The sequence below is a fragment of the bacterium genome, from assembly GCA_018814885.1.
Taxonomy (GTDB): domain Bacteria; phylum Krumholzibacteriota; class Krumholzibacteriia; order LZORAL124-64-63; family LZORAL124-64-63; genus JAHIYU01.
This window is the reverse complement of sequence record JAHIYU010000072.1, coordinates 21,165-44,275: the sequence shown is the minus strand read 5'-3', so window position 1 is coordinate 44,275 and position 23,111 is coordinate 21,165. Positions and strand designations below refer to the sequence as shown.

The following is a 23,111-nucleotide window of genomic DNA, read 5'->3' as shown; positions in this document are numbered from 1 at the left end:
GATCGCCGCAGTCATGAAGACGCGTCGCCTCTCGATCTTCCTGCTGGCCTGCGCGACGGCGGCCTCTGCCGCCGTCGCGCGGGGCTTCCCCCCGCACGCCGCCGCCGAGCCGGGCAAGCGCGCCCTGCTCGTTGGCATCTCCCAGTACAAGCGGGGCGGGCCAGACGACATGGCCGACCTGCACAGCGGCGCCGACGTGGCGGCGATCGCCACCATGCTCACCCGGCGCTTCGGTTTTTCCCCCGACGACGTGAAGATCCTGTCCGCGCCCGAGAAAACCACCCACGAAGCGATCGTCGGCGCCTTCCGCGCGTGGCTGATCGCGCCGACGGGCGTGGACGACATCGTCTACTTCCACTATTCCGGCCACGGCACCACCGTGCCCGACGACGACGGCGACGAGCTGGACGGCCTGGACGAGTCGCTGGTCCCGTCGGACTACGTGTCCAAGCGGGACGGCTCGCGCAACATCCGCGACGACGAGATCGCCCGGCTGCTGGAGGACCTGAGCGAGAAGCATCCGGGCAACGTCACCCTGACCTTCGACTGCTGCTACTCGGGCACCGCCACGCGCGCCGGGCGCATGCTCGTCAGGGGCCAGTCGTGGCCCGGGGACGACGGCGGGTCGCGGCGGCCGCCCGTGACAGATGGCGTCCCGGACGGCGGCAGCGGCATCGCCCCGGCCAGCCACCCCGCGGCCAGGGGCTACGTCGTGATATCGGCCACCAGCCAGGGACAGCTCGCCGCGGAGACGGAGGACGACGACGGGAACGTGATGGGCCTGTTCACCTACGCCCTGATCGCCGCCGCGCAGGAGGCTGACGCCGCGACCACCTACCGCGACCTCTACGAGCGCATGGGCGACCTCATGCTGCGTCGCAACCGGCGACAGACGCCCCAGGTCGAAGGCGAGCTCGACCGGCTGCTCTTCGCCGGCGCGGGCGTGACGCCGCCGGCCTACATCCCAGTCACCGGCGACCCCGGCGGCGGCGTCTTCCTGGAGGCCGGCTCCCTGCAGGGGATCACCCGCGACTCGCGCTACGCCCTCTTCCCCGCCGGCACCCGCGACTTCGCCTCGGCCGCGCCGCTGGCCGAGGCCGTCGTCTCGCGGGTCGATCTCAGCTACGCTCAGCTCGCCCTGGCGCCGGAGGCGACCGTATCGATCGAGGATCTGCGCGCCGCGCGGGCCATCGAGGTCGAGCACAGCTACGGCGACAATCGGCTCAAGGTGGACCTGTCGGCCCTAGACGCGAGCGCGTCCTGGGACGGCCTGCGCGAGACCCTCTCCGACCTGCCCCTGCTGGACACGGGACCCGGCGCCGCCGAGCGCTGGGACGTGCGCCTCGACGCCCCCACGGGCGACGCCATCCGCCTCGAGCGGCGGGACGGATCGGAGCTGGCGGCCGCACCGGTGGGCCCGGAGCTGTCCGCAAGGATCGCGCGCGCCCTGGAGGGCGAATCGCGCTGGCGGTTCGTCAGCGGCCTCGAGAACGACGATCCCTACGCCCAGGTGGACATCGAGCTGCGCCTGGCGCCGGTGGAAGTGCGCCTCGCCGCCGCCGGTTACGCCCAGGAGGTGCTCGGCGACCTGGACCTGCCTCCGGGCGACGGCGGCCTCCGGGAGATACCGGCCGGCACCCACGTCATGCTCGAGCTGCGCAACACCGGCTTCCTGGACGCCTACGTGACGGTGCTGGACCTGCGCGGCGAGGGCGAGATCGGGCCGTTGTGGCCCTATCCCGGACTGCGGGTCCAGGACAACCGCATCGTCGCCGACGGACAGTGGGTGCGCATCCCGGCGCCGTTCATCTTCCGCATCGACGGACCCAGCGGCGCCGAGATGTTCAAGGCCATCGCCACGGCCGAGCCCGCCGATTTCAGCCCGCTGCTGGACCGCGACGCCATCCGCGACCTGGAACGAAACCGCAGCGCCGGGCCGCGCGACGACGAATCCCCCTTGGGACAGCTGCTGCGAGCGGCTACCCTGGGCGAACGCAGCACGACGAGCGTCGCGCCGGGCAAGTGGGCCACCGCCACGGTGAGCTTCATCGTGACCGACGGACCTGCACAGGAGGACCGATGATCGCTGGCGGACGAGATCTCCGGAAACGTGCAGCTGCCTGGCTCGTCGCCCTCGCCACCTGCCTGCCGGCTGCCGGCCTCGTCGCCGGGGACGATGTCGCGACCTTCGAGATCGACATCATGATCCCCATCACCTACCTGGAGCCAGACGAGCAAGGCCTGTTCGGCCTGATCGAGGTCGGCGAAATCCACGGCGTGGTCCTCGGCGGCCTGCGCGACGTCTACCGGGGCGCCGCCGACACGGGCTCCCGCGTGGTGGGCAAGGCGGAGCTGACCGCCGTCGCCGACACGGTCTCCGTCGTCCTGCTCTTTCCCGCCGAGGGCGACACCATCCGCCTGGGCGACGTGGTGGAGATGCGTCTCGAGCGCCCCCGCCCCGAGCGGGACTACCTGACCTGGCAGATAGCCCGCAAGGCCATCGTGTTCCACGATCTTGACCAGAACGTGCTCTTCGACTATCACGACGTGATCGCCGACACCGGTGACGATCCCGACGCGCGCACCTTCGACACCTGCGCGCGCGCGGTGCGGGAACTGGCTGCGCGGCTGACCGTCGAGGAGTACCCGAACGCCTACGCGGCCCTCCAGCAGGGGCGTTACGCCGGCAAGACCACGCAACAGGTCATGGGCGAAACCGCGCCCGAGGACATCCGCATCTTCTTCTTGTACGTGGCCTCCTACTTCGGCTGGTACACGGCGCGGAACGTGTATGTCGAGGAGAGCTTCGCCGACTGGGTCCTGTCGGAGGCCCCCCCCTCGTCGCTGGAACTGCTGGACGCGACCCGGAACATGGCGCGCGGGGACGCCCTGGCCTACCTGGCGGCGCAGCGCGACTTCACCCTCGACTTGATGATCGTCGACGAGTGGTACACCGAAGCGCTGCGCTTCCAGTCCGAGTGGCGCGAGGAAGAACAGGAGGCCGTGATCGACGCCATGGGCGTGCTGGCCGAGGCCGTCGACGTGCCAAGATTCTGGGACCTCTACTGGAGCGCCAAGGCGAACCTGCACCAGAGACGCGAGGAATGGAGCGCGTCCATAAGCTGCTGGCGGGAAGCGATCGCCGCCGCGGAGCCGGGCTCCGTTTCCCGCGCCGTCTCCCACAACAACCTGGGCAACGTCCTGCAGAGCGACGGGCAATACGAGGAGGCCCTGGCCAGCTACGAGGCCTCCCTGGACCACTACGGTGCCCTGCAGGACACCCTCGTCGACCCGGAGGCCGCCGAATCCTGGCGCGGCGCGGGCCAGTGCCTCACCCGGCTGGGCCGGACCGAACCCGCGGCGGCGGCCCTGACGGCGGCCGCCGAGCTCTTCGCCCGTCGCGGCGGCCTGATGGACATCCAGCGCCGGTGCGGCACCTTCTCCGAGCTGGGCGACGCCTACGAAGCGGTCGGCCGTTACCGCGAGGCCATCGACGCCTGGACCCTCGAGCTGTACGTGGCCGAGGAACTCGACTGGGCGGCGACGGTCGCCGCGGCCCACGACGACATGAGCGACGGCTTCTGGAACCTGGGCGAGCTGCAGAAAGCCGTTGACGAGCGCCTGGAGTCGGTCCGCATCTACACGGAACTGGGCGCCGACCGCGATCTCGCCATCGCCAACACCAACCTCGGGTCCATCTACTGGCAGCTCGGGGACGCCGCGAGCGCCCGGGAGCGCTACCAGTCGGCCCTGGCCGTGCACGAGGCCCGCGAGGAGTGGTGGGACGTGGCCGACGTGCTGAAGCGCATGGGCAAGGACGAACGCCAGAAGGGCAACCACCCCCGGGCCCTGGAGCTGCTCGGCTCGGCCCTGGAGACCTTCGCCCGGGACGACTGGACGGCGGACGCCGCGGCGACCGAGCTGGAGATCGCCGAGGTCTACGAGGGCATGGGGCACCCCGCCCGGTCGGACAGCGTCTACGCCCTGGCCCTGGCGGACTACCACCGCGCGGGCGACACCGGCGGCGAGGCCAAGGTGCTGGAGTGGTGGGGCTACAGCCTCATCGGCCGCAAGGAGACCGCTGCCGCCCGCGACAAACTCGAAACCGCGCTGGCCCTGAGCGAGGCTGCCGGCAATCTCGGCGGCCAGGCGGACATCTGGCGCGTCCTGAGCAACCTCTACACCGGTCTCGACGGCGACCACGAGGCGGGCATCGCCGCCGCCGGTCGCTCCCTGGAGATCGCCCGCAGCATGCCGAGCAAGCAGCACGAGGCCCAGGCCCTGACCATGCTCGCCACGGGCCTGTTCAATGCGGGCCGGATCGACGACGCCTTCGCGCGGATGCGCGCGGCCCTGGACCTCTTCCGGGAGACCGGGGACCAGGCGGGCATCGCCGACTCGCAGACCGCACTCGGGCGCCTCCACGCCGCCCGCGGCGATTACGACGAGGCCGTCGCCGCCTACTCCGAGGCCATGGCCGTCGCCGAGGCCGCCGACCTGCAGGGCAGCGTCGCGGGCATCCTGAGCGCCATGGCCTGGTTGCAGCACCTGTACGGGGAGGAGGAGATAGCCTTCCAGACCGCCAAGGACGCCTACGACATCTACAAGGAACAGGACAACGACTGGGCGCTGGCCGACCTCTACAACACCCTGGGCTCGGCGCGCGGGGGCCAGGGCCTGTACGAAGACTCCCTCGGCCTGTACCGCCTGTCCCTGGAGATCCGCGAGGCCTGGGGCGACCCCTACGGCATGGCCGCCTCCCACAACAACATGGGCGACGTCTACCGCCAGCTGGGCGACTGCGAAACCGCCGTGGAGCACTTCCGCGAGGCCCTGGAGATCGGCGAGCGGATCGGCTACGTGGACGTCATGACCATCACCGCCGGCAACCTGGCCCGCTGCTACCACGAACTGGGCCGCACCGACGAGGCACTGGACCTGATCGACCGCGGCCTGGAACTGGCCCGGAGCGTGGGCGTGCCGCCGCGCATCATCGACATGCACATCTTCCGGGCGGACCTGCTCTTCGAGCTGGACGAGCTGGACGAGGCGGCGACGGCCATCCGGGAGGGCCTGACGATCGCCGCACCCATGGGCACCACCGTGGCCACCATGAAGATGGGCGCGAAGCTGGGCGCCGTGGACTGGAAGCGCGGCCGCCACGCCGAAGCCGAGTCGCGACTGCGCGAGGTCATCCCCCAGCTGCGCGAGATGCGCAACCCGATCCTCCTGTGGGAGCCCCTGTTCTACCTGGGCCGGATCCAGCGCGACCGGGGCGAACCCGAGCCCGCCGTCGACGCCTTCCGCGAGGCCATCGACACGCTGGAGCAGGTGCGCCAGGGCATCGAAGACGAGGACGTGGCCAGCGGCTTCCAGGAGAAGCACGGGGACGTGTACCGCGAGCTGGTCGACGTGCTGATGGAGCTCGGCCGCGAGGAGGAGGCCTGGGAGATCCTGGGCCTGATGAAGTCCTCGGAGGCCAGGGAGATGGGCGCCGGCGGCCCCCGCCTCAACGACGACGACCAGGCACTGGTGGACGAGGCCGCGGGCCTGCGCTCCCACGAGACCCGCCTCGTGCGCCTCCTGCGCGAGGAGCTGGCCCGGCCCGTTGAGCAGCAGCGCCCGGAGCTCGTCACGGTCTGGCAGACGGAGATCGATTCCCTGAAGCTGCACTTCCACGACTTCACGCGCTCCCTGCGCCGCGACCACCCGCAGGCCTACGAGCGTCTGGAGGTGGAGCCGGTGTCCTTCAACCAGCTCCGGCGCGGCCTGCTCGTGACCGAGGCCTTCGTGGAGCCGGTGGTCCTGCCCGACCGGATCGTCGTCTTCGTGGTGCGCGGGGACGAGGATCCGCTGATCTACCGCGAGGTGCCCGTGGCACAGGCTCGCGTCGACGAGCTGATCCGCGAGATGCGCGCCGGGCTGGAGCATCCCGACGACGACTGGGAGACCGCGCGCACGGCGCGCCTGGCCGGCATGCCTGCGCCGCCAGCCGAGCGTATCGATCCCAGCATACCGGCGCGGGAGCTGCACGCCCTGCTGATCGACCCCCTGGCCGGCGACCTGATCGGCGTGGAGACCCTGATCGTCAGCCCGAGCGGGCGCCTGCGCTACATCCCCTTCGCCGCCCTCTACGACGGCGAGCGCTACCTGCTGGAACGCTATCGCCTCTGCGTGCTGACCCAGGCCGGTACGCTGACATCGCGCCGGCCGGTCCCGACCGACGCGGCCCTGCTCGCCTTCGGCAACCCCGACAGCACGCTCGCCGGGGCCGAGCTCGAGGTGAACGAGCTGGAGGAGATCTGGCAGCCGGCGCCCGTCACGGCCGTCTACGGCGAGGACGCCACCAAGGCGCGGCTGCGCGACGAGGTCGGCACCCACAACATCCTGCACCTGGCCACCCACGGCGTCCTGCTCAACGATCGCCCCGAAGCTTCCTACCTGGTGCTGGCCGGCGAGGACGACAGCGCCCGCCTCACCTTCCGCGACATCGTCCTGCTCGAACTCTTCGACGTGGACCTGGCCGTGCTCTCGGCCTGCGAGACGGCCGTCGGCGACCACGGCGAGGGCAAGGAGATCGCCGGCCTGGCCTACAACTTCGAGCAGACGGGCGCGGCGGCGGTCATCGCCAGCCTGTGGATGGTCAACGACGAGAGCACGTCGCAGCTCATGACGCACCTCTACCGCATCCTGCACGAGGGCGGCACGACCAAGGTCGAGGCGCTCCGGCAGGCCCAGCTCGCCCTGCGCAACAGCGACGACTACGCCCATCCTTACTACTGGGCGCCGTTCATCCTCATCGGGAACTGGCGCTGAGTCGACCGCGCCGATTGACGCGCCCCGCCCCACCGCCTAGCATCGGCCGATGCGCACGTGCCTGCTGATGATCTTGCTGTCGATCGCGTCCTTCGCCCGGAGCGCGCCCGCGCCGATCGAGGCGGACGGCGGCCCCGGCGTGCTGTTCGTGCTGGGAGCCGGCGTGGGCTGGGGTCGGACGGCCGACAACGTGCTGCGCCTCTACGACGATTACGCCCGCATCCCGCGGCTGGACGACCGGGAGGCGGGCACGTCCCTGCAGCTGGGCGCCGGCTGCAGGCTGCTCGACGATCTGACCGTCGGCGTCGAGCTGCTCGCCTGGTCGCGACGGGCCGACGACGATCTCGCCTCGGCGCGTCTCGATCTGATCACCGCGGCCGTGGCCGTCACCTGGCATCCCTGGCGAGGCGGCCTGTTCGCACGCCTGGGTTACGGCCTGGGCTCGGCCCGCCTCGACTACCTGGAACGCGGCCGCCAGGAGATCATGCACGACACCGGCACCTGTTACCTGCTGGCCTGCGGCTACGAACTGCACCTCGGCGGCGCGCTTTCGCTGTCGCCTCAGATCTCGCACGCCGCCTTCGCCACGCGCGACCTGGAAGTTTGGGCCTCGCTGACCAGCCTGACCCTCGCCCTGAACATCGAACCGTAGGAGACCCCATGAGACCCCGCCCGTTCGTCTTCTCGCTGTTGCTGGCGACCGCCGCGTCGCTGTGCGGCTGCGGCGACTCCCACGATGACCGGTATCCGGGCGGCCGCGAGGTGGTCCTGCTCGCCGGAGGGCAGGATCGCGACGGCCCCCTCGCCGTGACCCACGGCGGCGTCGGGTCGCCTTCGACCTGGACCGAGGACATCCAGTCGGCCGCGGGAGCCGCCCTGGCCGAGACCGCGGCGACCGGCGACGCGCTAGCCGGCGCCCTGGTCGGCACCCTGGTCCTGGAGGACAACCCGCTGCTGAACGCCGGCACCGGCGCCAACATCCGCCTCGACGGGCGCACCATCCAGATGGACGCGGCCCTGATGACCTCCGACGGCGCGTTCGCGGCGGTGGCGGTGATCGAACACGTGCGCAATCCCATCCTGGTGGCGCGGGCGGTGCTCGACACGCCGCACCGCCTGCTGGCCGGCGACGGCGCCACGCGCTTCGCCCACGCCATGGGCTTCGCCGACGAGACGCCCACCTGCGAACAGGCCGCAGCCAAGTATCGCCAGCGCATCGCCAGGCTGCTGCGCGGCGAGGCGGGCGGCGGCTACGACACCTTCGACTGGCGGCGGGCCTGGAATTTCCCCGGCCCCCCGCCGTCGCTGCCCGCCGAAGAGGCCGACCCCGATACCGGCCTGCCCCTGACCCCCCGCGACATCTTCGACACCGTCGGCACGGTGACCCGCGCCGCCGACGGCTCCTTCGCGGCCACCCTGTCCACCGGCGGCACCTCGATCACCCTGAACGGACGCGTGGGCGACGTGCCCATCTACGGCTGCGGCTGCTTCGCCGGCCCCGCGGGCGCGGTGGCCTGCACGGGGCACGGCGAGGAGATCATCCGCGCGGCCATGGCCCGCACGGTCTACGGCTGGCTGGCCGACGGCCTGTCGGCGCGGGAGGCGGTCGAGAGGGGTGTGGCGAATTTCCCGGAGGACTGGTCGCTGGGGCTGATCGCCGTGGGAAGGGAAGGCTGGGGCGTCGCGGCCACCGAGCAGATGGCCTACGGGGCGGCGGGCGTGTCGTCGGAGTGATCAGGCCGAGCCCGGCCACGCCCGCTGCAGCAGCAGCGCGATCATGGCCAAAGCCAGGGCGAACTTGAAGCCGCTGGCCAGCATCTTGCCGGCGAAGGCGTGCCAGCCGATGCGCACGCTGGCGTCGGTCCGCCGCTCCCGCAGGTACTCCCCCGCCACCGCCCCGGCAAAAGCGCCGACGAAGCTGCCGACGACCGTGCCGATCACCGGCACGACGCCGCTGCCCAGCGCCGCGCCCGCCAGACCGCCCAGGAACGCCCCCAGCACGCCGTAACGCGTGGCGCCCTTGCGCGCCACGTAGACGACCCCGAGCACGGATTCGACCACCTCGCCGACGATGGCCAGGCCGAGCAGCAGCAGCAGCAGTTGCCAGGAGATGGGATCGAAGCCGGTCACCAGCGCGTGGACGAGCCCCAGACCGACGATGATGAAGTTGCCGCTCAGGCCGAGGATCGTCATCAGCGCGCCGCAGAGCAGCAGCATCGTCCAGACCCCGAAGGCGATCCAGACGCCGATGTCGCCCAACGTGTCCAGCACGGCCTCCACGGCGTCCTTGTCATTCCTCCAGGCGGAAGAGCTTCTCGCCGGCGCGCACGGGGATCTCCAGGCGGTTCTCCTCGGGCGGCAGGGTGCAGTTGTAGCGTTCGTGGTTGTAGTCGCAGAGGGGGTTGTAGGCGAAGTTGAAGTCCAGTTCCGCGATGCCCTCGTCGTCGACCTCGAGGTCCAGGTAGCGACCGCCGCCGAAGGTCTCCTCCCCCGACGTCTCGTCGTAGAAGGGCAGCCAGAGATAATCGCCGTCCGGCGCGGCGCCCACCGGGCCGAAGGCCTGGAGCTTGTAGACGGACCCTTCGTGCTTGAAAGCGACGTGGCCCTTGCGCAGGTATCTCACCGATTCGCCCTGGCGCTTGACCAGCGTCACCGTGTCGGCGGCGGCCGTCTCCACGAAGGGCACGCGGAAACGCAATTCGGGCACGGGGTAGTAGTAGTTGAGCCCCTCGAAGCCGGGCAGGTCCTGCTCCATCAACGGGGTCTGTTCCGGGTCGGTGAAGCGCTCGTTCTTGTCGATGCGCATCTCGACCAGACGGATCTCCCAGGCTTCCTGCTCCGCGTCGTCCATGGTCACCGGTCCGGGCGCCCGTTCGCCGCAACCGCCCACGACGGCCAGGCTGCAGAGGCACGCGATCGTCCAAAGAGCGTGGGTACGCTTCATTTCTGGTTCACCTCGTCGACGGGAAACGCGCGCGACCGCCGCTTCCCTTCGTCATTGATCCGGGTTAGATTCCCGCTCTGTGCGAGCGGATACGACCGAGGCGACAAGATAGCATACACCGCACGGGTTTGTCATGGTCGGAGGTGACCTTGCCGGAGAAGCCGGACAGCTTCGGAATCCAGGATTCGCGCCAGACCGGCACCGCGGTCGCCGCAGACTCCCAACGCGACGCGCTGCTGGTGCTGGCCGCCGCCGTCCTGGGCCGTCTGCCCGCCCTCGGCGCCTTCTGGAACCGCGACGACTGGACCCTGCTCGCCCGCGCCTCCGGCCTGCTCGGGGGCGACGGCTTCCCCGCGCGCGCGGTCAGCCAGGTCCTGTACTGGCGATTGCTGTACCCCGTCTTCGGCCTGGCGACGGACCCCTGGGCCTGGACCCGGCTGCTGCTGCACGCCGCCGCCGCCGTCCTGGTGAGACGCATCGCCCGGCGTTGCGGCCTGTCCGCTCCGGCCGCCCTGCTGGCCGGACTCCTGTTCGCGGCCACACCCCTCGCGTTCGCCCCCCTCTACTGGGCCGCCGGCGTGCAGGAACTGCTGGGCGCCACGCTGGTGCTGCTGGCGGTCGAGCGCCTGCTGGCCGGCGGCAAGGGGGCCCTCTTCATCGGTGCCCTCGCCGGTGTGCTGGCGATCTTCGCCAAGGAGAACGCGCTGTGCCTGCCCCTGTTCGCGGGGCCGCTCGCCTGGGGGGGGGCGCGGGACCGCCGTCGCCGGCGTCTGGTCGTCGCGGTCGTGCTGGCGGCCGCCGCCGCGGGCGAGTCCCTGCTGCTGTGGCGCGGCTTCCCCCACGGCGCGGGCACGGGCTACGTGCTGGACCCCCTGTCCGCTTTGCCGATGAACCTGGTCACCTTCGGCTGGTGGCTGGCGACGCCGTGGCCCTTCTTCGTGCCGGACGGCAACCTGCCCGCGCTCGCGGCCGGCCTGCTGGTGTGGACCCTCTGGATGTTCTGGTCCCGGCATCGGTGGCGCGCCGGCGACAGGCGTCCCGCCGCCTGGCTGGCGGCCGCCCTGCTGTCCCTGGCCCCGGTCCTGACCGTGGAATTCCGCGTCGAACCCCGGTTGGCCTACCTGGCCTTCGCGCCGGTCGCTCTGCTGCTGGGCCAGCTCTTGCTGGGCGTCCGCCGCCGACTCCGCCCGCTCGTGGCGGCGTGCCTGGCGGTCGTCGCCGCGGCCGCGGGCTGGACGGCGTTCGAGGCCCGACTCTCCGCCCGGGGCGTCGACGGGCACCCCACCGACCCGCTGGTCCTGCACACGGCCGTCTCCCACGAGGCGCTGCGTCTCCTCGATTCGTTCGACGCCGACCGGTCCCGGCGGATCGTCATCCTGCAGGTCGAGGACGCCGGCCGCAGGCGCGACCGCCTCGCCGCGCCGGACGATCTGCCCTTGCCGACGGTCCTGTACGCAGCGCTCGCCGGTGAACTCGGACTCGAGGTCTTCGGCGCCGGCGAGCGGGGCGTGGCCTGGGTACGCCGCCTGGAGGACGTCCCCCTGGACGCCCTGGTCTTCGCCGACGCGGGACCCCGACTGCTCTTCTGGGGGCCCGTGCCGCAGGCCTTCATCTACCAGACGCTGACCGAGATCGCCCATGGGCGCCACGACGAGGCGGTCGGACATCTCGCTCGGGGCATGCGCAATTCCCGCCGCACCATGGCCTTCGTGTTCGACGAGACCCAGCTGCCGGCGTCCCCCGAAGCCCTGCGGCGCAACGCGGGCGACTTCTTGAACCGGATAAGGACGGCCGTCGGGCTGGCCCCGGAGGAGAGGGCGGCCCTGCTCGCCACGGCGCGCGAACTGCTCGCCCGCTGCAACGCGTACATTTGACCCCGCCCTTTCCTTCCTTCGTCTCCCGGCGCCTCTGGTCTATGCTATCCTCTCCCGACGCGATCCCGAAACGGAGCCCCATGAGATTCGCCGTCGCACTGCTCGCCCTCATCCTGTACGCCCCGGCCGCGCGGTGCGGCTGGTGGGAGGGGTTCGCCGCCCCCCCGGCCGGACAGGGCGTCGACGATGTGGTGCGCGTCCTGCACGTGCACGACGGCGACCTCTTCGCCGGCGGCAGCTTCAACGACGCGGGCGGCGTCGCGGCCCGGTACGTGGCGCGCTGGGACAGCACCGCCTGGCACGACCTGGACACGGGCACGAACAACCGCGTCGACGCCCTCTGCTCCCACAAGGATGAACTGATCGCCGGCGGACGCTTCACCGAAGCTGGCGGCGTTACCGTGGAGTACGTCGCGAGCTGGGACGGACAGCAGTGGTCGCCGGTGGGCCTGCCCGCGGCCTGGACGTGGGGATACGTCCTGTCCCTCGCCGAGCACGACGGCGACCTCTACGCGGGCGGCAGCGGCTACGTGGCACGGTGGGACGGGCTGGCCTGGTCGGCGGTCACCGGCGCGGGGTTCGCGGGCGACGTCTTCGCCCTGGTTTCCTGCGGCGGCGCGCTCTACGCGGGCGGCGCCTTCGCGTCGATCACCAACCCCGGCGGCGGCGCCGTCGCGGCCGCCAACCTCGCGTGCTGGGAGGGGGTCGCGTGGGCGCCCGTCGGTTCCGGGACCAACGGCACCGTCTACGCCCTGTCACCCCACGGCGACGACCTGGTCGCGGGCGGCGTCTTCTCCTCCCCGGGCCATCTGGTCGCGGGCTGGACCGGCGCCGCCTGGTACGCCCCCGGCGGCGGCCTGGACGGGGCGTTCGTGATCGCCCTGGACGAGTGGAGCGGCCGCCTGGTCGCCGGCGGCGACATCACCGGCTCCGGCGGCACGCTGATGAACCGCATCGGCCTGCTGGACGGCGGCGGCTGGGGACCCCTGGGCGACGGCGTGAACGACATGGTGCGCGCGGTGGCGGGCCTGGGCGGCGCCGTCTTCGCCGGCGGCGCGTTCGGGTACGCGGGGGGTCTGCCCAGCCGGCACGTCGGGCGGTGGGACGATCCGAGCGTGGGGGCCGGCGACGCGCCGCCGGTCGCGGGCATGGTGAACCTGCTGCCGCCGTTCCCTAACCCGGGGAATCCGCGGGTGACGATCCCGGTGCGGATCGACGCGCCGGCGCGCGTGAAAGTGGCCATCTACGATCTGCACGGACGCATGATCCGGTGCTTGTGGGACGACGTATCGACCACCGGAACCATCGACCTGGTGTGGGACGGTGACATCGGCGGCGGCGGGACGGCGCCGTCCGGGAGCTATCTCGCGCGGGCGGTGACGCGCGCCGGGTCGTCCGCCGCGCTCATCTCCCTGGTGAAGTAGATCCCGCTCAGTAATCCAGCTTGATCAGGAACGGATACTCCTGGTCCTCCGGATTCGCTTCGCAGGCGCGCTGCAAGGCCTGCAGGCTGCCCCGGACGTCGCCGGCGAACTTCAGGTAGAGACTCTCCCCCAGCAGACGGTTGCCCTCGACGAAGCGTTCCATGCGGCCGGAGTCGCCGATCCCGCGGAAGACCGCGTCGACGCCGCAGCGGTTGTCCAGCAGGTAGCGCAGGTTGCGGGCGACGTTCCCCTCGTCCAGGCACGCCGGCGCGAAGAACTCGGTGTAGGAGCGGTCGTCCGTGTTGAGCCAGGGCCCGGGTGTCAGCTCGGCGATCCTGGCGCCGTCCAGCACTAGGGTCGCCGCGAGGTGATGGGGATCGACGTAGAAATGCGCGTCCTGGCCGAGCGCCGCGACCCGTTGCGACCACGCCGCGAAATCCACCGCGAGGGGATCGAGCGCGCCCAGCAGGACGGCGTGGTAGTGGCCGAGCCAGACCGTGCTGTGGGGGAAGACGTCGCGGAAGGTGGCGATCAGGCCCATCAGCTCCTCGGTGCGCAGCTTGTGCAGGGGCAGGTACTGCGACACCATGCCGCCGGGGTTGAGGTGCGCGCGGCACAGGGCGAAGTACTCCCGCGTGTAGAGGTTGCCCGAGCCCAGGATGGGGTGGGTCGGGTCGCAGGAGATCAGGTCGTACGTGTCGGGCGTCCGCTGCAGGTAATGCCGCCCGTCGCCGGAGACGATCTCCAGGCGCGGGTCGGCCGTCACGTTCCGGTTCAGGTCGCGATAGTAGACCGCCGCGTCCTTCAGCCCCGTCACCAGCTCCACGCAGGTGATCGACGCCACCTCGGGATGCGAGGCGATGGCCGAGGTGGTCACTCCGATGCCGAAGCCGATCACCAGCACGTCCCGGCAGTCGAGCCCCAGCAGGAACGGGAAGTGGCCGACCATCTTGACGACCTTGATGGCGTCGTAGGTCGATCCGATCACGGCGCTGTTGTTGACGAAGGTGTACTTCGATTCCGTGCGCGCGCCCCGGTCCCGCCCCACCGATAGCGTGCCCTCGACCGATTCCCGGTAGAACAGCACGTCGCGGTCGAAGCGGCTGAACGAGGGCGGCAGGATGCGGATGTCCGGGCCCACCACGATCACCACGACCAGCACGGCCAGCACGGTGACCAGCGCGGGCCTTGCGATGTCCGCGCCGCGGGTGGGCTTGCGGCGATGGAGCGAGTACAGGGCCGCGCCGGCCAGCAGTGCGACGACCAGCAGCACCGACAGGCCGGCGCCGAGGGTCGGCAGCAGGACGAAGGCGGCGGCGACCGGACCGAGCACCGCGCCGGCCGTGTTGACCATCAGCACGACGCCGACGTCCCCGCCGATGCTGCCGCGGCCCGCGGTGTACATGCGGCAGGCCAGGGGGAACGCGAAGCCGGAGCAGACCGCGGGCGGGAAGACGATCAGCAGGGCGGCGACGCAGGGCAGCAGCAGCACCCGCGCCAGCGGGCTGCCCAGCACGGACTGGAAGGGGAACATCAGGACTTCCGGCAGCTTGACCAGCAGCAGCAGGCCCAGTCCCGTCGCGACGCACAGCAGCAGCAGGACCCGGTACATGGACCTCTGGCGATCCACGATGCCCCGGCCGCGCCGAGCGAAAATCGAACTGCCGGCGCACATGCCCAGGATGACCAGCGACGTGATCAGGGCGAAGGTGTAGCTGGTGTTGGTCAGGTAGATGCGGAACATGCGCAGCCAGAGCACCTGCAGGGCCAGGATGCAGAAACCGCAGGCGAAGGCGCCGACCAGGGCCGTGGCCCTGAGCGCCGCGGGATCGGCCTTGACCGTCTTGCGCGCCTTGCGGCCGGTCTTGTGCGGTTCGGTCTACGGCGCCGGCTCGGCCGCCCGGCCGAACGCGCCGGAGGCGAGCACCCAGGATCCCAGCGCCAGGTTGGCGGCGACCGCCAGGAAGATCGTGTCGCGCTGGCCGAGCACGCCCAGCAGCACGAAGCCCGTCACCAGCCCGCCGACGGCGCTGCCCAGTGTCTCCAGGGCGTAGAGCCGGCCCAGGATCGTCGTGATCGACCCGCCGCCGCCGAGCGCGGCCTTGCTGATCAGCGGAAAGACCCCGCCCATCAGGAACGCCGGCACGAAAAGCAGCAGCGCCGCGAAGGCGAAGACCAGCGTTTCTGTCGCGCCGGGGGACAGGCCGCCGCCCGCGAGCGACGCGTAGAGCCGGGGGATCGTCCGGGTGATCAGGACGTAGTCGAGCGCGTTGAAGAGGCCGAGGCCTGCGAGGAGGACGGCGAGCATCCGTCCCTGGCCGGGCCGGCGGTCGGCGGCGCGGCCCAGGATGTAGGCTCCCGCCCCGAAGCCGGCCATGAAGGCGGCCAGGACGATGGTGGCGGCGGTGACGGTCGCGCCCAGCACCAGAGACAGCAGGCGGTGCCAGCTGACCTCGTAGAGCAGGAAGGTGAAACCGGCCAGGAAGATGACGGTCCGGGCCGCGGCGGTCCCGGTCCTGCTCTGGGATGGCATGCGCTTCGTCGCTCCGGAGGGTGGTGGCTCGTCTCGACCGCGAGTGATGGCGGCCACCATCCTAGCAAGCGGACGGGATCATGGCAAACCGGACGTCGGGGCGGGAGCGGCGAACCGCCGGCGACTCAGAAGGGGATCCCCAGCGTCGCGACGAAGCTCCGATGCATGTACTCCTGGTCGGGGTCGCCGCCGATGCCGGTGTCGAACCTCCTGAGTCCGATCTCGTAGCGCAAGCCCAGCAGGAAGGGGGTTTCCTTCACGTAGGCGGTGTACTCGAGCCCCACGATTCCGTGATACGTCACGTCCTGGACGCGGTCGTCGTAGGACAGCGGATCCGAGTAGGCGTAGCCGTTGATCGCCGAATCGACCCGCAGCTCGGAAGTCGCCGCGAAACAGATCGCCATGCCCAGCATCCCCCGCCACTGCTGCGGCGGCAGGACGGGCAGCGGGAAGAGTACCAGCGCGGGGAACTCCAGGTAGGCCGTCTTCATCGACACGTTGCCCGAGAGATCGGTGTCGCCCAGCCCGTCGATGAATGTCGAGCCCGCGTACGAGCCCTTGCCGCCCAGCTCGTTGTAGAGGGCTTCGATGCGGACGCTCACATCACGGTCGATGTTCGCGGCCATGAAGACACCCATGGTCATCCCCAGCTTGGCCCCGTCGAGATCGCCGGTCAGGTTGTCGAAGTCGTCGAACTCCGGTCCCGCGAAGATCAGACCGGTGTCGCCGGAGATGGTGCTCAGGCTGGCCCCGGCCAGGAAGCCGAAGTCGAACTCGATCTGGGCCCGGGCCGCGCCGCCGGCGTGACCGAGGGCGGTCAGCAGGGCGATCGTGAGGCTGGTTCTCGACATGATCGTTACTCCGGAATCGGGGAGCCGGGTCCGAGCAGGAAGCGGCACGTCTCTGTACCCGCGAGACCGTGAATCCCTGCGCGGCTGGAAGATCAGCTGCAAAGAAGCACCGTCATACCCGCCGGCGCAACTGGCGCGCGCCCGGCGCGCGCGGCAGCGACGACCCCGCACGACGATCCCTGGCCGGAAACCGGCTTGGGCCTACATTGTGACCGCCACCGTACCATCCGGCGCAATTCCGAGATGAAGGAGAAGAATATGTCCAGAACGACCGTGACGATCCTGCTCGCCCTCGTCCTGCTCGCCGCCGCCCCCGGCCTCGCGAGCGCGCACTGCCAGGTGCCCTGCGGCATCTACGACGACGCCGCGCGCATCGCCCGCATGTACGAGGACGCCGCGACCATCGAGAAGGCCATGGCCCAGATGGCGGAGTTGGCGGGAAATATCGAAGTCCAGAGCGCCAACCAGCTCGCCCGCTGGGTCGCCACCAAGGAGGAGCACGCGTCGAACATCATCTCCGTCGTGTCCGAGTACTTCCTGACCCAGAAGGTCAAGCCCGTGGCCGCCGGGCAGGAGGGCCGCGACGCCTACCTGGCCGGGCTGGCCGACCACCACGCGGTTATGGCCGCCGCCATGAAGACGAAGCAGAATACGAGCCTGGATTACGTGGCGGCCCTGCGGACGGCGCTCGACGCCCTGAGCGTCCACTACGACACGGAGCATCTGCATCGGCAGTGACGGCCGCGCATCGTCAAGCGGATCAGAACCCGGCGCGGTCTGGTGTCCGCGAAGCCAGGGCATGTTCAATTCGACCGGGACATCATGGAAGCTGGCTGCCATGCGTCTTTCGGTTCAGCGTGTCGGCTTCCTGGCACATGAGCTCCATGATTTCGGACGTGAGGGCTTCCGCGACGAGACGATTGCCCTCGGCGCTGAGATGCACCCAGCTCAGCAGCACATCCCGGCGTTGATCCAGGGTCCTGATGATGTCGACGTAATGCACGGCGTTGGCTCGAGCCCATTCCGCTTCAGCCTGCATGATTTTCGTGTGGGTCAAGAAGTAGAGTTCATGGTCCGTGATGTGGTGCTCCCGGGCGAGCTTTCTCCCCACTATTCCCCCTTCCTGCTCGTAGGTCATTCCGCGTATGTCATCCCGATCGACGATGAACGATTTCGCCTGCTGGCTCGCGACGATGAAGAGAATGTCGTTCTGCAGGCACGCCTTGCGGATCCCGGCTAGATTCTGCACGAAGTAATCACTCTTACCCTTGGCGTGTGCCTCGAAATCATCATCGGTGAATCGCATGTCACGGTTCCTGAACAGCTGATCCGCGAGCAGGATGACCATGAAATGATCCCGCAAGACAAGGTAGAAACGATGCGGGATGGGGAAACGCCGCGCACGATTTCGGATACCTGGGACCGAGTTCTTCAAAACCCTCCACCTGACCGGGCTGTCCCAACTGTCATTCACCCCCTCGTAAAACGTGACCACGTCAGGCTGTAGCGCCAGTCCCTCGCCCAGGAACAGCGCCAGGATCTGATCGGACTTCAGGTGAGGTATGCCGAGGTTTATGACCTCGTAGCGATCGGCTCCATCACATTGACTATTCAACATCTGTTCCATGTAACAAGGGTAAGTCTCTTCATCCCGATCGGAAAAACCGAACGTTGACGAGGCCCCCAGGGTGATGATGCGTATCGTGTGAGGCGGTTTCTGAACGGAGAAATCCTCACCCCGGAAGCCATGATTATTAATCGTGATGGATATGCGCTTCCCGGTCTCCTTGTCTCGTGTATATCTTTGCTGGTGAGGATAATACTTCCAGTAAGCTTCCCGGTGGTTCATGGTTTCCAAATGTGGATCCCCGTTCATCTGATTGCGATAGAAGCTGGTGCCGTAGAACAGGATGCTGGACCCCTCGTGATAGGCGAATACAGCTCTCAATCCCAGTTCCAGCGCAAGCACGGGAATGACGACCAAGGTAACGGAATAAAGGAAACGCTTTTTCCGGCTCAGCTTGGCAACATGCGAGTTTCCGACCGACGCCATGGCTTCCATTTTCTGCACTCAGACCGTGAACCGGTTCGTAGCGACTGATCTGGTTTCGGCGACAGTATAGCACACCCTGGGGATCATTCTCCCCGCGCAGAGGGCGTTCCCCTGTGGTCGGGCCACCACTGTTAGTCCAGTCGTTGCTGTGATCGTTATTGCCGGGTTTCCCCGGTCATGTCGCAGGAAGTCCACCAGCCAGGCCTTGTCCGGATGCAAAGCCAGATCGTACTTGCCGAGACGCCCGGGCAGACCCTCTTCGATTTCAAGACTGCCTTGGATCCACGAGTCGGGTTTTAGCACTCTCCACGGGTGGGACGCACATAGAACCCGGATCTGAGATGGTGTTAAGAACGGACGCCAGAATGCCCGGCTCAGGTAACTGCCGACGCCCCAGCCGGTCGGAATACCATGGAGCGTATGGACACGCGAGCGCCGTGATTGCCACGAGGATCATGATCACGCAAATGCGACCTAAAGCCCCGCAGCCACCAGGCGAAAGTGATGGCCCGTGATGGCGAGCGTGATGGCCACGCCGATCTGACCGGGGTGACGCACGAGCGTCGCAGCCAGGAAGTGCCAGTAGGCGCGGCGGCCGCGGTGGATGACGCCTATGATCCAGAACGACTTGAAGATCGCTCCTACATCCCGCCACGTCAGCACTTCAGGCGGTCCGCGCATGCGATGCGCGGCGAGAAAAGTGCGAATGCGCCGATAATAGTTGCGCGGCTCGTAGAGCCGGCACATGAGACGCCGGTAATTCTCCACCAGGAATTCGGGATCAAGTCGCGGCGCGAAATTGAAGACGGCGCTCGTATTGTCGCCCCGGCTGACGCTGCGCAACCGCCCTTCGCCGGCCAGCCGCCGATAAAGGCGGCTGCGTGGCAGCGCCTGCAGCAGACCCACCATGGCGGTAACGACACCGGCGTTCTGGATGAACTCGAACTGGCGCTGAAAGATGTCCGTCTCGTCGCTGTCGAAGCCCACGATGAAGCCGCTCATGACCTCCAGGCCGGCCTCTTGGATGGTCCGCACGCTCTCGGCGAGGTCGCCGCGCAGGTTCTGCAGCTTTCGGCACTCGCGCAGGCTCTCGGTGCTGGGCGTCTCCAGGCCCAGAAAGACCTTCTTGAAGCCGGCGGCGACCATGAGCTCCAGCAACTCGGGTTCGCCGGCCATGTTGACCGAGGCCTCGGTAAGGAAAGTCATGCGTGCACCCGTGCGCGTCCGCCAGTCGACAAGGGCGTGCAGTAGTTCGCGGCAACGCCGCTTGTCGCCGATGAAGTTGTCGTCCACGATGAACACGGGTCCGCGCCACCCCTTGGTACGCAAGCATTCCAATTCGGCGATGAATTGGACCGCCGACTTGTGGCGCGGCTTGTGGCCGTTGAGCGCCACCACGTCGCAAAACTCGCAATCGTATGGACAGCCGCGACACGACTGCACGGACAGAGTGGCGTAGTGGCGCAGATCGACCAGATCCCACCGCGGCGGCGGCGTGAGCGCGAGGTCGGGGAACCGCGGCGCCCGGTAGAGCGACTTGACTCGGCCACCGTCCATGTCGGCGGCCAGCTCGGCGGCCAACTCCTCGGCCTCTCCCACCACCACGTGCTCGACACCCAGATCGTCATCGGCCTCGGCATGGAACAACGGGCCGCCGCCGATCAGCGGCCTGCCGGCAGCGCGGCAGCGCCGGACGAGTTCGCTCACCTCGTCGCGATGGATCACCATGGCGCTGACGAGCACGTAGTCGGCCCAGCGGATGTCCGCGTCGGCGAGGTCGTTGGTGTTCTGGTCCACGAGCCGGTACGACCAGTCGCGCGGCAGCAGACCGGCCACAGTCAGCAGCCCGAGGGGGGGATTGGCCGCTCGCTTGCCCACGAAGCGCAGCGCGTGGCGCAGGCTCCAGAAGGTTTCCGGTGTGCGGGGCTCCACCAGCAGGATGTTCAAGGTAGGCTCCGATCTGGATCGCCGGTCTTGCTTGACACCAACACGTTAGCTCCGCAACGGGCGGGCGTCTCGTAAAATTGTTTGAAAATAAATAAGATACGCCTTGCGCCGCCTGGAAGATCCCTTAACTTGGGCCTGTGGACTGGCGACCCCGCCAGTCCCTTTTTGTTGGGATACGGCCCAAAGAACCGATAATGGATACGAAGCCGATCCCCGCACGTTCCAAGGAAGTGTTTTGTGAAGAAGATCTATGTGGGTAACCTCAGCTTCAACAGCAACGACCGCGATCTTGCCGCCGTCTTCGCCCCGCACGGTGAAGTCATGAGCGCCAAGGTAGTCATGGACCGCGACACCGATCGCTCCCGGGGCTTCGGCTTCGTGGAGATGACCGACGACAACGCCGCCATGCAGGCCATCCAGGCCCTCAACGGCAAGGAAGTCGAAGGTCGCGCGTTGAACGTCAACGAGGCGCGCCCGCGCGAACCGCGCAGCGGTTCCCAATGGTAAACGCGGTCGATCGGGCCTGACGGCCCGGCGGCTCGAGTTTGATCATGGCCCCGTTCTCCTGGCGAGGACGGGGTCGATTCTCTTTCCGTCACTCGCGCGGATCATCCCAACACCTCTACTGGGCATAGCACATCCGGGATGTCCAGGAGGGTCGATTCACGCGCCCTACATATGAAGCATCTTCCGGATCTCCGCCTGTCTCTCCTTGAGCCACTTCCGCAGGTAAAGCAGGAGCAGCACGAGGGGCAACATGCACACGCATGCCAAGGCAGACCAGCTGACGAACCAGCGGTGATCGAAGTAGCGGTTGAGCAGCAGTTCGAGCCCCACGGCGAATGCCCCGGCGGCCAGCATCGCCGTCGCGATGGTCGCGAAGGGTGAGAGATCGAGTTTCCGTACGATCGTGAGAGTGAGTGCGAGAACCGTCCCGATCAGGAGCAGAACAGGCAGGGCCAGGGGAAGAAACCAGGCCGGTCCCGGCGTGAACCGGTCCAGCATGAAGATGAACAGGCCGGCGGCAACGATCTCGGCCGGCAGGTAGATCCATGCGCGGGATGAGCAGAGTATCAGCAGGACGGCCGAAAGCCACAGGAACGCGATCGAGGCCAGCGGGTAGTGTGCCCAGGAGAGAGACATGCCGGAGATGAAGTCCGCCGCGAACACCACGAGGGCGCCGGTCACGGCCAGCAGGGAGAGAACCTCCAGCAGCCAGCGGCGGATGCGCCGATTCGCCTTCTGCGGATCGCGCGAAGGTGGCGCCGGTTCCTTCTTCTCGCCGTCCATCCCGGGCCGGAACGGATTGCGGCACAGGGGACAGTAGCGCGCATCCTCCTCGACCTCCACACCGCAGTGCTTGCAGAGATTCATGTGTCACTGCTCCTTTCGGCCACGATCACACGCACGCCAGCCCGAGCCATATGCGCGAAGAACAACCTCTCCAGATCCCGGCTCTCGATCACGCTTCCGAAGTTGATGTACAGATCGTCCCGGAAGCTGAGCACCGCACAGTTCTTCTTCATCCGCGGATTCGGCCCCAGCATGACACCGAATGACTCGACGTGCGTATCGATGCCCTCGGGCACCGCGATCCGGCCGAGATTCGTGATCACGCCGGAATACGGACTCTCGCCGATCCGCTCCCGCACGTACGAGAACAGCAGGTCCTTGAGAAAGAGCGGCATGATCCGAATGAACGGATTCCGCTCGGCGCGCACGTTGCGGGCGATCTGCCGGGCCAGCTCCTTCCGGTCCACCTGCATGCTCATGCTGTGGTGAACCCTCTGGACGATTTCATCGAAGCTGTAGGCGCCAAGACCCATGTCGATCTCCGGGGAGACGAACAGCGAGAAGTTGCGCATGGTTTCGGAGGGATAGAGTCGGCGCATATCGACGGGCACCTCGACACGCAGAATCCCGCTTCCGGTCTTCCCCTCCTTGTCCGTGCCGGAATCGCGGACCTGCGCCAGCGAGTGCATGTACAGAGCGACCAGATAGGTGGTCAGGCTGACCCGGTGTCCGCGGGCCAGGGCGAGCATGTCACCGACCGGCATTCGTCCGGTGATGACGCGGAAACGCGACTGGGCCTCCCCGGGAAGATGATAGGCCGCTGACAGTCTCGACGGCCCGGGCAAGCCCCTGTCGAAATACTTGTTGTAGGCATCCTCGTATTCACCCGGCGATGGCGGTTCATCGGGATCGAGGAATGGCTCCCAGCGCGTGACACGAACGCCCCGCAGACGAAGATACTGGGTCGCCAGGGTTCCGAGGAAACGCAGCGCTCCCGCACCGTCGGTCAGGACGTGCGAGAAATCGACCGCTATCGTCGCCCCCCTGGCCTGCACCCGGAGAAGGTGGCAGCTTCCTCTTTGCATGGGCATCACGGAGACAGGAACGCCGCTCATGGGACACAGCTCCGGGATCTCGTCGTCACGCTGCAGGTAATACCAGAACAGACCCCGCCGGAGATGGACCTGAAAGTAGGGAAACCTCGGAAACACCGTCCGCAGGGCCGAATCGAGCGCGGAGACCCGAATGGGCGCCCCGAACGTCACGGAGATCCGGTACACGTCCGGAGACCACTCAGAGAGGGACGCGGGGTAAATCCTGGCCGCGTTGTCGAGAGTGAGCCATTCCTGTTGGTAGTCGTCTCTTTGCATCTCGGT

Annotated in this window: 17 protein-coding genes; 8 read left to right on the top strand and 9 right to left on the bottom strand. The window is 68.4% G+C overall.

What is annotated here, in order from left to right:
• Positions 1-13 precede the first annotated feature (13 nt).
• The 4 genes from KJ554_04205 to KJ554_04190 are packed head-to-tail and all read left to right on the top strand — an operon-like array spanning position 14 to position 8,550.
• Complete coding sequence (locus KJ554_04205) at positions 14-2,083, top strand: caspase family protein (GenBank protein MBU0741541.1); 2,070 nt, start codon at positions 14-16, stop codon at positions 2,081-2,083.
• Positions 2,080-6,816, top strand: a complete 4,737-nt coding sequence (locus KJ554_04200; GenBank protein MBU0741540.1) for a tetratricopeptide repeat protein — start codon at positions 2,080-2,082, stop codon at positions 6,814-6,816. Before KJ554_04205 ends, KJ554_04200 begins: the two co-directional genes overlap by 4 nt.
• Before the next feature lie 49 nt (positions 6,817-6,865).
• Positions 6,866-7,468: an autotransporter outer membrane beta-barrel domain-containing protein gene (locus tag KJ554_04195; GenBank protein ID MBU0741539.1), complete on the top strand. Its 603-nt coding sequence runs from the start codon at positions 6,866-6,868 to the stop codon at positions 7,466-7,468.
• A gap of 8 nt (positions 7,469-7,476) precedes the next feature.
• On the top strand, positions 7,477-8,550 hold the full coding sequence (locus KJ554_04190) for an isoaspartyl peptidase/L-asparaginase (GenBank protein MBU0741538.1): 1,074 nt from the start codon (positions 7,477-7,479) through the stop codon (positions 8,548-8,550).
• Here the strand turns inward: KJ554_04190 and KJ554_04185 are convergent, their stop codons facing one another.
• On the bottom strand, positions 8,551-9,087 hold the full coding sequence (locus tag KJ554_04185) for a DUF456 family protein (GenBank protein MBU0741537.1): 537 nt from the start codon (positions 9,085-9,087) through the stop codon (positions 8,551-8,553). It lies immediately after the preceding gene.
• A gap of 19 nt (positions 9,088-9,106) precedes the next feature.
• On the bottom strand, positions 9,107-9,760 hold the full coding sequence (locus KJ554_04180; GenBank protein MBU0741536.1) for a DUF1684 domain-containing protein: 654 nt from the start codon (positions 9,758-9,760) through the stop codon (positions 9,107-9,109).
• Positions 9,761-9,909: 149 nt separating this feature from the next.
• On the opposite strand from KJ554_04180, the gene KJ554_04175 reads away from it, so the two are divergent.
• On the top strand, positions 9,910-11,634 hold the full coding sequence (locus KJ554_04175) for a hypothetical protein (protein MBU0741535.1): 1,725 nt from the start codon (positions 9,910-9,912) through the stop codon (positions 11,632-11,634).
• 80 nt (positions 11,635-11,714) lie between these two features.
• Positions 11,715-13,058, top strand: coding sequence for a hypothetical protein (locus KJ554_04170; GenBank protein MBU0741534.1), 1,344 nt, complete (start codon positions 11,715-11,717; stop codon positions 13,056-13,058).
• A 7-nt stretch (positions 13,059-13,065) separates the two neighbouring features.
• Here the strand turns inward: KJ554_04170 and KJ554_04165 are convergent, their stop codons facing one another.
• From KJ554_04165 to KJ554_04155, 3 genes are all read right to left on the bottom strand, one after another.
• Complete coding sequence (locus KJ554_04165; GenBank protein ID MBU0741533.1) at positions 13,066-14,802, bottom strand: hypothetical protein; 1,737 nt, start codon at positions 14,800-14,802, stop codon at positions 13,066-13,068.
• Positions 14,803-14,937: 135 nt separating this feature from the next.
• On the bottom strand, positions 14,938-15,591 hold the full coding sequence (locus KJ554_04160) for a fused MFS/spermidine synthase (GenBank protein MBU0741532.1): 654 nt from the start codon (positions 15,589-15,591) through the stop codon (positions 14,938-14,940).
• A gap of 125 nt (positions 15,592-15,716) precedes the next feature.
• Positions 15,717-16,442, bottom strand: a complete 726-nt coding sequence (locus tag KJ554_04155; GenBank protein MBU0741531.1) for an outer membrane beta-barrel protein — start codon at positions 16,440-16,442, stop codon at positions 15,717-15,719.
• A gap of 258 nt (positions 16,443-16,700) precedes the next feature.
• Here KJ554_04155 and KJ554_04150 point away from each other — a divergent pair, with 258 nt between their 5' ends.
• On the top strand, positions 16,701-17,180 hold the full coding sequence (locus KJ554_04150) for a superoxide dismutase, Ni (GenBank protein MBU0741530.1): 480 nt from the start codon (positions 16,701-16,703) through the stop codon (positions 17,178-17,180).
• An 82-nt stretch (positions 17,181-17,262) separates the two neighbouring features.
• Here KJ554_04150 and KJ554_04145 read toward each other — a convergent pair whose 3' ends face one another.
• Together KJ554_04145 and KJ554_04140 are read right to left on the bottom strand one after the other, a co-directional pair.
• Positions 17,263-18,504, bottom strand: coding sequence for a hypothetical protein (locus KJ554_04145; protein MBU0741529.1), 1,242 nt, complete (start codon positions 18,502-18,504; stop codon positions 17,263-17,265).
• A 465-nt stretch (positions 18,505-18,969) separates the two neighbouring features.
• Positions 18,970-20,442: a DUF4070 domain-containing protein gene (locus KJ554_04140; GenBank protein ID MBU0741528.1), complete on the bottom strand. Its 1,473-nt coding sequence runs from the start codon at positions 20,440-20,442 to the stop codon at positions 18,970-18,972.
• A gap of 237 nt (positions 20,443-20,679) precedes the next feature.
• On the opposite strand from KJ554_04140, the gene KJ554_04135 reads away from it, so the two are divergent.
• The gene (locus KJ554_04135) at positions 20,680-20,949 is read left to right on the top strand and encodes an RNA-binding protein (GenBank protein ID MBU0741527.1); all 270 of its coding nucleotides are present in this window, start codon (positions 20,680-20,682) and stop codon (positions 20,947-20,949) included.
• Positions 20,950-21,114: 165 nt separating this feature from the next.
• Here the strand turns inward: KJ554_04135 and KJ554_04130 are convergent, their stop codons facing one another.
• Both KJ554_04130 and KJ554_04125 read right to left on the bottom strand, forming a co-directional pair.
• Positions 21,115-21,816, bottom strand: a complete 702-nt coding sequence (locus KJ554_04130) for a hypothetical protein (protein MBU0741526.1) — start codon at positions 21,814-21,816, stop codon at positions 21,115-21,117.
• Entirely contained in the window at positions 21,813-23,105 is a 1,293-nt protein-coding gene (locus tag KJ554_04125) for a hypothetical protein (protein MBU0741525.1), read from the bottom strand. Before KJ554_04125 ends, KJ554_04130 begins: the two co-directional genes overlap by 4 nt.
• Between the last annotated feature and the right edge of the window lie 6 nt (positions 23,106-23,111).